General features: G+C 63.5%; 13 protein-coding genes. 11 read left to right on the plus strand and 2 right to left on the minus strand.

Annotation, left to right across the window (positions count from 1 at the left end):
• Positions 1–3: 3 nt before the first annotated feature.
• The 9 genes from FJ527_RS23485 (at position 4) to FJ527_RS23525 (ending at position 8,467) form a co-directional block, all read left to right on the plus strand.
• On the plus strand, positions 4–1,101 hold the full coding sequence (locus tag FJ527_RS23485) for a Gfo/Idh/MocA family oxidoreductase (protein WP_015317072.1): 1,098 nt from the start codon (positions 4–6) through the stop codon (positions 1,099–1,101).
• A gap of 43 nt (positions 1,102–1,144) precedes the next feature.
• The gene (locus tag FJ527_RS23490; protein WP_015317073.1) at positions 1,145–2,059 is read left to right on the plus strand and encodes a sugar phosphate isomerase/epimerase; all 915 of its coding nucleotides are present in this window, start codon (positions 1,145–1,147) and stop codon (positions 2,057–2,059) included.
• 54 nt (positions 2,060–2,113) lie between these two features.
• The gene (locus FJ527_RS23495; protein WP_140620622.1) at positions 2,114–3,058 is read left to right on the plus strand and encodes a substrate-binding domain-containing protein; all 945 of its coding nucleotides are present in this window, start codon (positions 2,114–2,116) and stop codon (positions 3,056–3,058) included.
• Between the two features lie 44 nt (positions 3,059–3,102).
• Positions 3,103–4,122 (plus strand): ABC transporter permease, encoded by a 1,020-nt coding sequence (locus FJ527_RS23500; RefSeq protein ID WP_140824140.1) that lies wholly within the window; start codon positions 3,103–3,105, stop codon positions 4,120–4,122.
• 2 nt (positions 4,123–4,124) lie between these two features.
• Positions 4,125–4,907, plus strand: coding sequence for an ATP-binding cassette domain-containing protein (locus FJ527_RS23505; RefSeq protein WP_140824141.1), 783 nt, complete (start codon positions 4,125–4,127; stop codon positions 4,905–4,907).
• Between the two features lie 10 nt (positions 4,908–4,917).
• Positions 4,918–6,099 (plus strand): aldose 1-epimerase family protein, encoded by a 1,182-nt coding sequence (locus FJ527_RS23510; protein ID WP_140824142.1) that lies wholly within the window; start codon positions 4,918–4,920, stop codon positions 6,097–6,099.
• A gap of 79 nt (positions 6,100–6,178) precedes the next feature.
• Positions 6,179–7,267 carry a fatty acid desaturase family protein gene (locus FJ527_RS23515; RefSeq protein ID WP_140824143.1) on the plus strand — a complete coding sequence of 363 codons (1,089 nt, stop codon included), beginning with the start codon at positions 6,179–6,181 and terminating at the stop codon, positions 7,265–7,267.
• Positions 7,268–7,295: 28 nt separating this feature from the next.
• Positions 7,296–7,607 carry a MocE family 2Fe-2S type ferredoxin gene (locus tag FJ527_RS23520; protein WP_140824144.1) on the plus strand — a complete coding sequence of 104 codons (312 nt, stop codon included), beginning with the start codon at positions 7,296–7,298 and terminating at the stop codon, positions 7,605–7,607.
• 59 nt (positions 7,608–7,666) lie between these two features.
• Positions 7,667–8,467 (plus strand): 3-methyl-2-oxobutanoate hydroxymethyltransferase, encoded by an 801-nt coding sequence (locus tag FJ527_RS23525; RefSeq protein WP_140824145.1) that lies wholly within the window; start codon positions 7,667–7,669, stop codon positions 8,465–8,467.
• On the opposite strand, the gene hutH is transcribed toward FJ527_RS23525, so the two are convergent.
• Positions 8,432–9,949, minus strand: a complete 1,518-nt coding sequence (hutH, locus tag FJ527_RS23530; protein ID WP_140824146.1) for a histidine ammonia-lyase — start codon at positions 9,947–9,949, stop codon at positions 8,432–8,434. The genes FJ527_RS23525 and hutH overlap by 36 nt on opposite strands.
• The gene (locus FJ527_RS23535) at positions 9,946–10,947 is read right to left on the minus strand and encodes an ornithine cyclodeaminase family protein (RefSeq protein WP_140824147.1); all 1,002 of its coding nucleotides are present in this window, start codon (positions 10,945–10,947) and stop codon (positions 9,946–9,948) included. The genes hutH and FJ527_RS23535 overlap by 4 nt, the downstream gene beginning before the upstream one ends.
• A gap of 126 nt (positions 10,948–11,073) precedes the next feature.
• On the opposite strand from FJ527_RS23535, the gene FJ527_RS23540 reads away from it, so the two are divergent.
• Both FJ527_RS23540 and FJ527_RS23545 read left to right on the plus strand, forming a co-directional pair.
• On the plus strand, positions 11,074–12,507 hold the full coding sequence (locus FJ527_RS23540) for a DHA2 family efflux MFS transporter permease subunit (RefSeq protein WP_140824148.1): 1,434 nt from the start codon (positions 11,074–11,076) through the stop codon (positions 12,505–12,507).
• 270 nt (positions 12,508–12,777) lie between these two features.
• The coding region (locus FJ527_RS23545) for an ABC transporter permease (protein ID WP_140824149.1) at positions 12,778–13,576 on the plus strand (799 nt) is incomplete at its 3' end.

Below are 13,576 nucleotides of genomic sequence, written 5' to 3' on the forward strand. Positions count from 1 at the left end.
GGCATGACAGGCAAGGGCTTCGAGCCGGATGTGAAGGTCCGCACGAAGGAATATCGGATCGGCTGCGTCGGCGCCGGCATGATCATGGCCGAATGCCATCTGGCCGCCTATAAGGACGCTGGCTTTCCGGTCGTGGCGATCGCCTCGCGTACCAAGGCGAATGCGCAAAAGGTCGCCGACCGTTGGGGTATCCCGACCGTCCACGACACCCCGGAACAGCTGATCGAGGATGCAGATGTCGAGATCATCGACCTCGCGTTTCCGCCGGACCAGCAGCCGGCGCTGATCCGCCATGCGCTGAAGCAGAACCACATCAAGGCGATCCTGGCTCAGAAGCCGCTGGCGCTGTCGGTCGAGGAAGCCGTCAAGTTGCGCGACGAGGCGGCGAAGGCCGGCAAGATACTCTCGGTCAACCAGAACATGCGCTACGACCAGTCGATGCGCGTGTTGAAGCAGCTCATCGACAGTGGCGCGCTCGGAGACATCGTCTTCGCGCAGATCGACATGCACGCCATTCCGCACTGGCAGACCTTCCTTCAGGGTTACGACCGGCTGACGCTTGCCAATATGAGCGTGCACCACCTTGACGTGCTGCGCTTCCTGTTCGGCGATCCCGATGAGATCACGACGCTGACGCGCAAGGATCCGCGCACGACATTCGACCATTCCGACGGCATCACCGTATCGACGCTGAAATTCCCGTCCGGCGTGCTGGCCGTGTCGCTGGAGGATGTGTGGTCCGGTCCGCGCCAGCAGGGCTACAAGGACGACCAGCACATCAACTGGCGCGTCGACGGCACCAAGGGCGTTGCCAAGGGCACGATCGGCTGGCCGACCGGTGCTGCTTCGACGCTGACCTATGCTTCGGCCGAAACGACCGGCGGCGAGTGGGTAACTCCAAGCTGGGAGACGATGTGGTTCCCGCATGCCTTCATCGGCGTCATGGAGCAGCTGCAGCACGCCGTGAAGACCGGTACGCCGCCGGCGCTCACCGTTGCCGACAACGTCAAGACCATGGCGCTGGTCGAAGCGGGCTATCGCTCGATGGCATCGGGCCGCACGGTCAAGCTTTCCGAAATCTCCACAAACGCAACTAACTGAAATCGCAGACAACTGAATCGCTTACAGGGAGGAATTCAAGATCATGATGCAGGCAGGTATTTTCACGGGCTATTTCCCGTACGGCCTCGAAGAGACGGCAAAGAAGATCCGCGGGCTCGGTTTCAACACGGTGCAGCTCGACCTGCACTTCAGGGATGTCGACCTGTCGGCTGGGCAGATCACCAAGGACAAGGCCAGGAAGGTGCGCGACGTCTTCCGCGACCACAACCTGCCGGTCTGCTGCGTGTCGGGCTACACCAACATCATCCATCCCGACAAGGCGGAGCGCGACAAGCGCGTCGGTTATCTCAAGGAGATCATCCGCAATGCGCGCGAGTTCGGCAGCCCTTACGTGATCTCGGAGACCGGCACCTACAACACCGAATCCGACTGGGTGCATCACCCCAAGAACAAGACCGAGGAAGGTTTTGAGGAATGCCGCAAGGTCATCGCCGATCTTGCCCAGACGGCTTACGACCATGGCGCGGTCTTCCTGCTCGAAACCTATGTCAACAACGTCGTCGGCTCGGTCGAGGAGACGGTGAAGATGTTCGCGCAGGTCGACCATCCAGGCCTTGGCCTGCTGATGGACCCGACCAATTATTTCGAGACGCACAACATCGACCGGATGGACCAGATCCTGAACCAGGTGTTCGACACGCTGACCGACAAGATCAGAATAGCGCATGCCAAGGACGTCAAGCGCTCAGGCGATGACAAGTCGGAGAAGCACGCCGACATCGGCGATGCCGACGCGATGGAAAGCCATACGTTCCGCGGGGTTGGCGAAATCGAACTGCCGGCGCCCGGCCTTGGCTCGCTGAACTACGACCTCTACCTCCAGCGGCTGGCCGAAAAGCATCCGAACATACCGGTGATCATCGAGCATCTGTCGGAAGACGACGTGCCGCGCGCCAAGACATTCCTCGACGGGAAATTCCGCGCCAACGGCCTGTGACGGCTAGCCGCGCCACGGTGCATGGCGGCGCGGCTTCAAACAAGGGAGGAAAGAATGTTGAAATTCGCATTGAAATTGGCGGCCGCCGCGACAGTGCTCGCCGGCGTCGCCCTTGGCACGGCGGCGCAGGCGCAGGACGGCCAGAAGACCTTCTATCTCTTGTCGCATGGCGGTCCGTCGGATGCGTTCTGGATCGACTGGAACGCCGGTGCGACCAAGGCCTGCGACCAGCTCAAGGTAACCTGCAAGATTTCCTTCAGCGGCGGCGACATGGCGGCGCAGAAGGAAGCCTTCAACTCGGCGCTTGCCGCAAAGCCCGACGGCATCGCCACCACGTCGGCGCAGCCGGGCCTGTGGACGGAGGAGGTGAAAGCAGCCAAGGCGGCTGGCATCCCGATCGTGTTCTTCAACACCGACGATCCGGCGACAGGGCGGCAGGCCTATGTCGGCGCGGACCTGAAAGAAGCGGGTGTCATCTGGGCCAAATATCTGGTCGACCACAAGATGGTGAAGCAGGGCGACAAGGTTTTCCTGCCGGTCGAGGTTCCCGGCGCCAGTTACCAGCAGCTCGAGACCGAGGGCATCGCCAGCGTTTTCGATCCCTTGGGGATCAAATATGACGTGGTCGATTGCGGCACCGATCCGGCTGGCATCATCGCCAAGATGACCGACTACATGGTCGCCAACAATCCGCCGGCGATCATCGCGCTCGGCGATTCCGTTGCCGCCAGCGTCAAGCGCGTGTTCGATGGCGCCGGCGTGCCGGCGGGCAAGATCCCCGTCGTCGGCTGGGGCAATTCGAAGGAGACGGCACAAGCCGTCAAGGACGGCTTCGTCAATGCCGCCGCCTGGCAATATCCCTCTGCGCAAGGCTTCATGCCGGTGGCGCTGCTCGGGCTTGCCGCGTCAGGCGAGCCGATCGGCTACGACATCCACACTTTCGGTCTCTACGACGCCTCCAGCGTCGACCCGATTCTGAAGCTTTACGACAAGAAATGAGAAAAACAGCGCCCGCCGGAAAAGCGGCGGGCGTCTTTTCAAGCATGGTTCAAGCAGTCATGACAATTGCCGCAGAAGACGAAGTGCCGAGGGTGAAAGGCAGATCGCGCCTGCTGCGCTCGCCGCAATTCTCCTCCTTCGTCATCCTCCTCATTTTGCTGGCGGTATTCGCGGTCGCCGACGCCAATTTCCTGTCGCCGCTCAACATCTCCAACATGATGGCGTTCCTGCCCGAGCTCGGCATCATCGCACTCGGCATGACGCTGCTTTTGACGGCAGGCGAATTCGATCTTTCCGTCGGCGCGGTGTTTGGGCTGGCGCCGGTGGTGGTGATGCTGCTGGTGCAAAATGGCGGGGTGGATATAGGTGTCGCGCTTCTGGCCGGGCTGCTGCTTTGTATCGCGATCGGCGCGATCAACGGGCTGATCGTCACCAAGATCGGCATCTCCTCCTTCCTGGTGACGCTGTCGATGTTGCTCGTCGTACGCGGGGCAGCGCTTTACATCACGCAAGGCTTTCCGCTGAAATCCTGGGACCAGCCCGGCTTCTTCGTGACGCTGCTCGCCGGCAGCTTCAACATCGGCTCGTTTCGCTTCTACACCTCGCTGTGGTGGTTCATCGGCCTCTCGCTGTTTGCCATTTACATCCTGCGCTACGCCAAGCTCGGCAACTGGATCAGTGCCATCGGCTCCAATCGCAACGCGGCGGTGGCGCGCGGCGTGCCGGCCGATACGGTCAAGATATGGCTTTTCATCGCGACTTCGGTGCTGGCCGGCCTTGCCGGCATGATCAGCGCCTTTCGCATCTCGGCCGCCTCACCGGTGGCCGGCACCGGCTACGAGCTGGAAGTGATCGCCATGGTGGTGGTGGGCGGCACGGCGCTGACCGGCGGACGCGGCACCATCCTCGGCACCATCGTCGGCGCGCTGATGCTGCGCGCCATCCGCAACGGCATCGTACTGATCGGCGTGCCGGGGCTCGCCTACAACATCTTTGTCGGCCTCATCATCCTCGCCATGCTCATCCTGCACGCTTTGCTGCAGAAGAACGCCGCAAGGGGCTGACGATGGTGCAAGAAGTACTTCGGCTGCAGAACCTGCAAAAGTCCTTCGGCAGCGTGCGCGCGCTGAAGAACGCCTCGCTGACACTGCGGGAAGGCGAGGTGGTGGCTCTGCTGGGCGACAATGGCGCCGGAAAATCGACGCTGATCAAGGCGATCTCGGGTGTCTTCCCTGTCGATCGTGGCGACATCTTTGTACGCGGCGAAAAGGTTTCGATCCGCTCGACCCGGGATGCGATGGACCTCGGCATCGAGACCATCCATCAGGACACCTCACTGGCGCCTGATCTCAGCATCGCGCGCAATCTTTTCCTCGGCCGCGAGCCGGTCAATTTCGGCTGGCTCGGCGTGTTCGCGCCGCTCGATCTCGCGAAGCTGCGCAAAGCCGCTTCCGAACTCCTCAAGCGCGTCGGCATCTCGAAGAAACTCGACGCCGATGCGCTGGTCTCGACGCTGTCGGGCGGCGAGCGGCAGTCGATCGCCATCTCGCGCGCCATGCAGTTCGCCGCCAAGGTGATCATTCTCGACGAGCCGACCAACAATCTCGGCGTCGAGGAAACCCACGGTGTGCTGCGTTTCGTCAAGGAGGTACGCGACGCCGGCCATTCGGTGCTGCTCATCACCCACAACATCCACCATGTCTTCCAGGTCGCCGACCGCATCGTCGTGATGCGGCGCGGCGAGATCGTCGCCGAACAGACGGTCGCCGACACCGACCTCCTGACCGTGGAAAGCATCATCACCGGCGCCGACATGTCGGCCTTGCTCAAGGAGGCGAGGGCAAAGTGAAGGGCGTCGCATGGTAGAGCTTTACGGCAAGACGCTGTCGCGCCGGCAAGTGGCCGAGCGGTCAGGCCAGCTGTCGCAATTCGCGGGCGTGCGGCTGATGACGCTCGGCGACGGGTTGGAGCGCGGCATCCGCATGCTCGAATTCCGCACCGGCTCGGGCCTGCGCTTCACCGCGCTCGTCGACCGGGCGCTCGACATCGCCGATTGCGACTTCAAGGGCCAGGCGATCGGCTGGCATTCGCCGAGCGGCTTTCGCCATCCGGGCTTGCACGACTATGAAGGGGAAGCGGGGCTGGCCTGGGCGCGGTCCTTCTCGGGGCTGCTCGTCACCTGCGGCCTCGACCACATTCTGGGGCGGGAAGAAGTGCCGGCCGAGAGCTACAACTATCCGGGGAAGAAGACGGTGCTTCATTCGCTGCATGGTCGTGTCGGTACCATCCCGGCGCGGCTGACCGGCTATGGCGAGCGCTGGGAGGGCGACCGCTGCGTGCTGTGGGCAGAAGGCATGGTGCAGCAGTCGGCTGTATTCGGCGAGGATCTGCATCTCACTCGCCGCATCGAAGCCGATGTCGGGGGTAACGAGATCCGGCTTTCGGACCATGTCGTCAACCACGGCTTCAACCGCACCCCGCATATGTATTTCTACCATGTCAATGTCAGCCATCCCTTGCTCGACGAAGGCTCCCGTTATCTGGCGCCGATCCGCGACGTCGTCTGGGCCAGCCATGCCGGCGAGCGCTACGAGGCGCAGAGTGTCGGCTATCGCACGGCGCCGGCACCGCAACGGCACTTCAGGGAGCAGGTCTGGCAGCACGAAATGGCCGCCGACGCCCATGGCGAGGTTCCGGTGGCCGTCGTCAACGACCGGCTCGGTCTCGGCTTCGAAGTGGCGACCCGCCAGGACCAGTTGCCGTGTGCCTACCAATGGCAGAATTTCCAGGCCGGGCAGTACGCGCTTGGGATAGAGCCATCGACCCACCATGTGCTCGGCGATCTCGCCGCCCGCGAGCGCGGCGAGATGATCTGGCTGGAGCATGGCGAAAGCCGGGCCTATGACGCGGTGTTCCGCGTCCTCGACGGCAAAGAGGAAATCGCTGGCGCCGAAGCCAGGATCGCGGATATCGCCCGGCAGCCCGAGCAGGATTATCCTCAGCCTTCAGAAAATTTTCCAAGACTGGCCGGCAGGACATGAGCGCGACATTTATTCAAAGCAAGCCCTCCGGCCGGCGGACCGGATTGCCAGCGCTGCGCGACGATTGGAGGCCAATTTGATGACGATGGCGAAAAAGCGCGACTACAGCCTGGTCGGCGAAAGTACCAGAACGGCGATCGAGACCGGGCTTGCCTCGGCCGAGTGGTACCACACCGACGTGCCGCGCAAGGCGATGAAGGAACTGATGCAGCGTTCCGACGGCCCGGCGATCCGCGACACCATCATCTGGATCGTCGCGATCCTGGGTTCGGCCGTGGGTATCGTCCTGTTCTGGGGTTCGTGGTGGGTGGTGCCGTTCCTGTTCGTCTATGGCGTGCTCTACGGCTCGTCGAGCGACTCGCGCTGGCACGAATGCGGCCATGGCACGGCTTTTCGCACGCGCTGGATGAACGATGTCGTCTACCACATCGCCTCGTTCATGCTGATGCGCAATCCCGTGCAATGGCGCTGGAGCCATGCCCGCCACCACACCGACACCATCATCGTCGGCCGCGACGCCGAGATCGCGGTCATGCGTCCGCCGGACCTGTTGAAGGCGGCGCTCGCCTTCACCGGCATTCTCGACTTTCGCTATTCGCTGCCGACGCTGGTGCGGCAGGCATTCGGCACGCTATCCGACGAAGAGAAGAGCTATATCCCCGAGATGGAACAGCATAAGGCCGTGGTCGCGGCCCGGTGGCATGTCGCGATCTATGTGGCGACGATCGCCCTCGCGATCGCGCTGAGGTCATGGATACCGCTGGTGCTGATCGGCCTGCCGCGCCTCTACGGCACCTGGCACATGGTCACGACCGGCCTGCTGCAGCATATCGGGCTCGCCGACAATGTCGTCGACCATCGGCTGAACACACGCACCGTCTACATGAACCCGATCAGCCGGTTCATCTACTGGAACATGAATTACCATGTGGAGCACCACATGTTCCCGATGGTGCCGTATCACGCGCTGCCCAGGCTGCATGAACTGATCAAGCACGATCTGCCGAAGCCCAATCCGTCCATGTGGCACGCCTACCGCGAGGTCTGGCCGGTCCTGCTCAGGCAGCTGAAATACGAGGACTATTACCTTAAGCGCGAACTGCCGCCGACGGCCAGGCCCTATCGCGGTGAGTTCCACGAGGTCGATATGTCGGCGGCGGCCGAGTAGCGATCGCGAATGTCCGCGGGAGATAGAGATGGCCGATTGGGTTGAAGCGTGCGCGGTGGACGATGTCGAGGAAGAGGATGTCATCCGCTTCGACCATGGTGGGCGGACCTTCGCGATCTACCGCTCGCCGGATGACGAGTTCTTCGCCACCGATGGTTTTTGCACGCATGAGAAGGCGCATCTGGCCGACGGGCTTGTCATGGACGACATCATCGAATGCCCCAAGCACAATGGCCGCTTCAACTACAAGACCGGCCAGGCCAAGGGCGCGCCGGTCTGCATCAACCTCGCGACCTATCCGGTGAAGATCGAAGCCGGCAAGGTGATGATCCAGATCTGAAGCGGGGGTATGATCAATCGATCCGACCGCGACGGCAAACAACAGAGGGGAACGCTTTAATGAGCCGAAAGAGACCGACCGTCGCCGATTTGCGCGCCATGAAGGGCAAGCGTCAGCTGACCATGCTGCGTGTGCTGACCCTGGACGAGGCCGAGGCCGCCGAGCGGGCAGGGGTCGACATCGTCTCGGTGCCGCCCGAACTGGTGCTCAACCCGCGCTACCGCGATGCCGCGCCCAGCCTGTTCACCATGCCGGGCGACAATTTCTACGAAATCGGCACCGCGGATGATTTCGTGCGCTGGGCCTTCCGGCTCTACAAGGCCGGCGCCGACGCGGTCTATTGCAGCGCGGGCTACGCCACCATCAAGCGCATGGCGGACGATGCCATTCCCGTCATCGGCCATGTCGGCCTCATTCCTTCCCGCGCGACCTGGACCGGCGGCTTCAAGGCGGTCGGCAAGTCCGCCGATACGGCGATGCAGGTGTTCGAAGCGGTCAAGCAACTGGAGGCGGCCGGCGCGATCGGCGCCGAAATAGAAGTTGTACCGGTCGAGGTGGCGAAGGCTATCTCGGAGCGCACCTCGCTGATCATGCTGTCGATGGGCGCGGGTACCGGCTGCGACGCGCAATATCTGTTCGCCGACGACATCCTTGGCCAGAACCGTGGCCACATGCCGCGCCACTCGAAGATCTACCGCAATTTCGCCGCCGAATACGATCGGCTTCAGGCGGAGCGGGTTGCGGCATTTTCCGAATATGTCGCCGACGTCAACAGCGGCGCCTATCCTGAGGACCGGCACATCGTGCACATGGACCCGGCTGAGCTACGCCTGTTCCTCGACAAGGTCGGCCGGGGCTAGGATCGTTTGCCATTTGCCGCCGGCGAGCGCTGCGTGGAGTGCTTCCGCATCGACGCCGAGCGGCCGGTCCTCGTTGAGCGCGGGGACGAGCGCGCGTATTGCGTTGTGGACGGCTGATGTGCGTGTCGCCAGCGTCAATCTCTCGCGCAGGTCGACGGCTTGCGCCGCCGCCATCAATTCGAAGGCGATCAGCCGCCGCCACAGCGCGATCATGTCGGCGCATTTTGAAACCACCAGCGGCGTCTGCGTGGCGTGATCCTCCACGCCTTCCGAAACCGGCAGGAAGTCGAGCATCACCGGATTGGCCTTGTGGCGGATGGCAGCCAGGATCGACGTCACCGTTTTTTGCAGCGGCACCAAACCGGCCGAGGCGCCACCGACCGGCGACAGGTATTTGGGCAGGCCGTTGCGGCCCGGGCCGGTGAGCTGGATGAAGCGGGCGGCACTGGCGGCCGCACATTGAGCGATTGCCAGGCTTAGCGTCTCGAAGGCGAGCGCCAGCGAAGCGGTGTGAAAGTTGCCGGTCGACAGCACCAGCTCGTCGTCGCTCAGAACCAGCGGGTTGTCGGCGGCGGCATTGAGTTCGGTCTCGACGGCGCGTCTTGCCTGGCCGATCGCCTCGATCAGCGCGCCATGGATCGAGGGCATGCAGCGGATCGACAGCGGGTCCTGTATGGTGGTGGGCGCGGGCGCTTCGTCGCGGGCGAGAAGATCATGCAGCGCCTTGGCGGCTGCCTGCTGGCCGGCGGCGGGCCGCGCCATGTGCAGGCGGGGGTCCAGGATGGTGCGGTTGGCGCCGAAACCTTCCATGGTCAGCGCGCCGGCCTGGTGCTGCTGGGCAAGAGCCGACAGCGCGTCCGTGACCGCAAGCGCGCCGCCGCCGGCGGAGACGGCGGAAGCGTTGATCAGCGACAGTCCATCCTTGGGCGCCAGGCCGATGGGGCCGAGGCGGGCCATCATCAGTGCCTTGACCGCTGGCATGCGCCTTCCCTGATAATCGGCTTCACCTTCGCCGATCAGCAGGCGGGCGATCGCGGTCATCAACACCAGGTCGCCGGCGCCAATCGAGCCGAGCGACGGCATCACTGGATGGACGCCGGCGTTGAGGACTTCGATCAAGGCAACGAACACGGCGGGCGACAGGCCGGAGCCACCGGCCGACAACATTGTCAGACGGGCAAGCATGGTGGCGCGCACGGCCTCGACGGGCAGCGCTTCGCCGACCGCCCCGCTGCGGCCCTCGAGTAGCTGGCGCTGGAAGGCGCTGGCGTCACCCTCGACCGATGTGCGAAGATTGGCGCCGAGCCCGGTGTTCAAGCCGTAGATCTGCTGGCCGGAGGCCGCCGCCTGGTCGAGCACCTTTCGCGCCTTCTCCAGCCTGCCGATGACATTGGCTCCGATCTCCACCTTGCGTGCCTCGCGGGCGACGGCGGCGACATCGTCGACACTGACGCCGGCCCCGGTGAGGACGAGCGCGCTCATGCGAAGCGCAGCCTTTGGCCGATGCCTTGCGCCTGCGCCTTGGCCAGCATCGCCTTGCCGAGCGCAATGTCGGACAGCGACAGGCCGCGATGCCAGAAGAGGATGGTTTCGTCGTCGCTCTGCCGTCCCGGCCTGAGGCCAGCGGCGATCTGGCCGAGTTCGGCATGCAGCGTCGTCTCGCTCAGTCGCCCGGTCTCGACATGCGCACGCAGCGAGCCGAACTTGCCGCCCTTGCACTGGCCCCAGTCGTCGACGACCATCTTCTGCATGATGTCGGTCAGCGACAGCTCCACGGCGCTCATCGTGCCATAGGGAACGACAAGCGCGCCCGGCTTGATCCATTCTGTCTTCAGCAGCGGCTGCGGCTCGGGCAGGCGTGAGGCTTCGACGACGATGTCGGCGCCCTTGACGCAACTCTCCCAGTCGGCGACCGCGGTGATGGGCTTGCCGAGGTCGGCGGAGAGTTTTGCGGCAAAGCCATCGCGGCTTTCTGGGCGACGCGAATGGACGCGGATCTCATCGAAATCGAAGAGATGGTCGAGCAGGCGCACATTCCAGTACGCGGTGCCGCGCGCGCCGATATGGGCGAGCACCTTCGCGTTGTTGCGCGCCAGGTGCTTGGCGCCGATGGCGGTGACGGCGCCGGTGCGCATGTCGGTGATGACCGTGGCGTCGAGAATGGCGCGCGGCGTGCAGGTGCGTGGATCGAACAAATTGAGGATGCCGAATTCCGAGGGCAGGCCGTGAAGATAGTTGTCGACATAGTCGCCGACGATTTTCACGCCGGCCGTATCGAGCGGCGCGACGTAGCCGCGCAAGACATTGAAATGGACGTGGAAGGATGGGTCGGGTTCGAGGTGGACACGCGGCTCGATCACCGTCTGGCCCTTGCCTTGCGCAACGAGCCCGGCCTCGACGGCGTCGATGATCTCGCCATCGGCCATGGCAAGCGCTTCGATGTCGAGGGCGTTGAGGTAGTCGATATAGATAGGCTTCATGCCCGCACGGTTCCTGTTGTTTAAGACCGAGGCCCATTCATTCCATAACAGGCGGCGATGCGACACGAAAGTTTGTTGGTCCATCTCTGGACGCAGTTGGCTAAATGTTGTTGAAACCGACCCGACATGACGGCCATTCCCGAAAATGAAGCCTTGCCCGAGACAGCCACGAATTCGCGGCGCGTGGCGCTGATCGTCGCCATCGCCTTCTTCATGCAGCTGCTGGATTCGACGATCATCTCGACGTCGCTGCCGCAGATGGGCGCTTCCTTCGGCGTGCCGGCGGTGGCGATGAGCATCGGCATCACCGTCTACATGCTGACCATGGCCGTGTTCGTGCCGCTGTCGGGGTGGCTCGCCGACCGGTTCGGCGCGCGTAACATCTTCCTCGCAGCCATCGCGCTGTTCACGCTGGCGTCGCTCGCCTGCGGCTTCTCCGGGAATCTGACCGAATTCGTCGTTGCCCGTGCCGTGCAGGGCCTGGGCAGCGCCTTGATGACGCCGGTCGGCCGCATCCTGGTCCTGCGCAACGCGTCGAAATCCGAATTGCTCAACGCCACGGCGCTGATCACCTGGCCGGCGCTCTTCGCGCCCGTGGTCGGCCCGGTGCTTGGCGGTTTCATCACCACCTATCTGTCCTGGCACTGGAATTTCTTCATCAACATCCCGCTCGGCGCGATCGGGCTGGTGTTGGTCGCCCGCTTCATACCGGGTGATCGTGAAGCCGATCCCAAGCCGCTCGACTGGCCGGGGTTTTTCCTGACGTCGCTGGGGCTCGCCTGCCTGCTCTATGGCCTTGAGCGCATCGCGCATCCGGAGGATGGGGCCTTGCCTACGGTGGGGCTGATCGCGGCGGGGATCCTCGTCGGCTGTCTAGCGGTGCGGCATCTGCGCCGCGCGCCGCATCCGCTGCTCGACCTCTCCTCGTTCAAGGTGCAGACCTTCGCCATCTCGACGCTTGCGGCCGGCACCATCTTCCGGGTGGCGATCAACGCCACGCCGTTCCTTTTGCCGCTGCTGTTCCAGGTCGGCTTCGGCCTATCGCCCGTCGATGCCGGCATGATGATCCTGGCCTATTTCCTCGGCAATCTCGGCATGAAAACGGTGACGACGCCGACGCTGCGTCGCTTCGGCTTCCGCTCGGTGATGGTCGTCAACGGCATCATCGCCTCGGTGTCGATCATGGCCTGCGCGGCGATCTCGCCGCAGACGCCGCAGCCGCTGGTGATGGCGCTGATGCTGATCGCCGGCCTGTCGCGCTCGATGCAGTTCACCGCGCTCAACACGCTGGCCTTCGCTGATATCGCCGCCGCGCAGCGTAGCTCCGCGGCGACCTTGTCCTCGATGCTGCAGCAGGTGGCGATGCTGTTCGGCGTCGCGGTGGCGGCGGCGATCCTCAACCTGTCGCAGATCGCGCGAGACCGGCCGGCGCTCGACCTCGTCGACTTTCGAGCAGCCTTCCTGCTGATCGGCATCATCGGGCTGGTGGCGTCGTTCCGTTTCCTGGTGCTGCCGAGAGGTGCCGGCGCCGAGGTCTCCGGCCATGTTGCCGGGAACTGAAATCGAATTTTCCGCCAGATCGCAGGGTTAAATTCCATCTTCGCCTTTCGCCTTGGTGTTGTGCTTCGCCAAGCGCCGAGACGGTGCAAACAATTGTCAAAAGTGCAGGAGTTTCCGGGCATTGCGCCAGACTCGGCAATCAATGCGTCCACTTTGCGAATCTCATCGCCAGCCCACGTTTTGAACGCGGATTCATTTGACGAAGCGGCGTTGAGCCGATTAGCTTTCTCTCCAGGGGTGGCAGCGCTGCCACCGGGGTGAAAGCAGACAATGAACATGGCCGGCTGGCTGAACTTCAGAAGCCTGAATCAGGAAGGCATTGTCTTTGCCATAGCGGTGGTGCTGTTCGTTGCCGCGGCTATAGGCCTGCCAGGCTTCATCGATGCCGACAATCTGGTCGCCATTATCCGCTCCGTCTCGGTGCTGGGTATACTGGCGCTGGGCATGGCTGTCGTCATCATCGGCCGCGGCATCGACCTGTCGGCGGTTGCGATCATGGCCATGTCGGTCGCCTGGTACCTGCAACTGCTCAACAGCGGAACGCCGGACGGGCTCGCCTTCGCCTATGTGCTGGCCGGCGTGCTCGCCATCGGCTTGCTCAACGGCTTTCTCGTCGCCTACGCCGATGTGCCGGCGATCTTCGTCACGTTGGCGACCGGCTCCTTCGTCTTCGGCTATGTCCGTTCGCAATTGATCACGCAGGACGCCGTGCCGGTGCCGCAGGGCCATTGGGTGGAACTGCTCGGCGGTCTGCGCTTTCTCGACGTCCCGATCGAGGTGTTCGTTTTTGCGGGGCTGGCGTTCCTGTTCTTCCTATTCCTGCGCTACACCAAATGGGGCCGCTACATCTATTTCGCCGGCGACAATCCGGTCGCGGCGCGCAATATCGGCATTCCGGTGCGGCCGATGCTGGTCCTGCGTTACGTGCTCTCGGCATTCGTCGCCCTGATCGCCGGCCTTTTGACCGCGGCCAGCCTGCATTCGATCAACACGCGTGTCGTCAATTCGACGCTGCTTTACGACATTGTGCTGGTGGCGGTGATCGGCGGCATCGGGCTGTCGGGCGGGC

It is taken from the genome of Mesorhizobium sp. B2-4-18 (genome assembly GCF_006441385.1).
Classification (GTDB): domain Bacteria; phylum Pseudomonadota; class Alphaproteobacteria; order Rhizobiales; family Rhizobiaceae; genus Mesorhizobium; species Mesorhizobium australicum.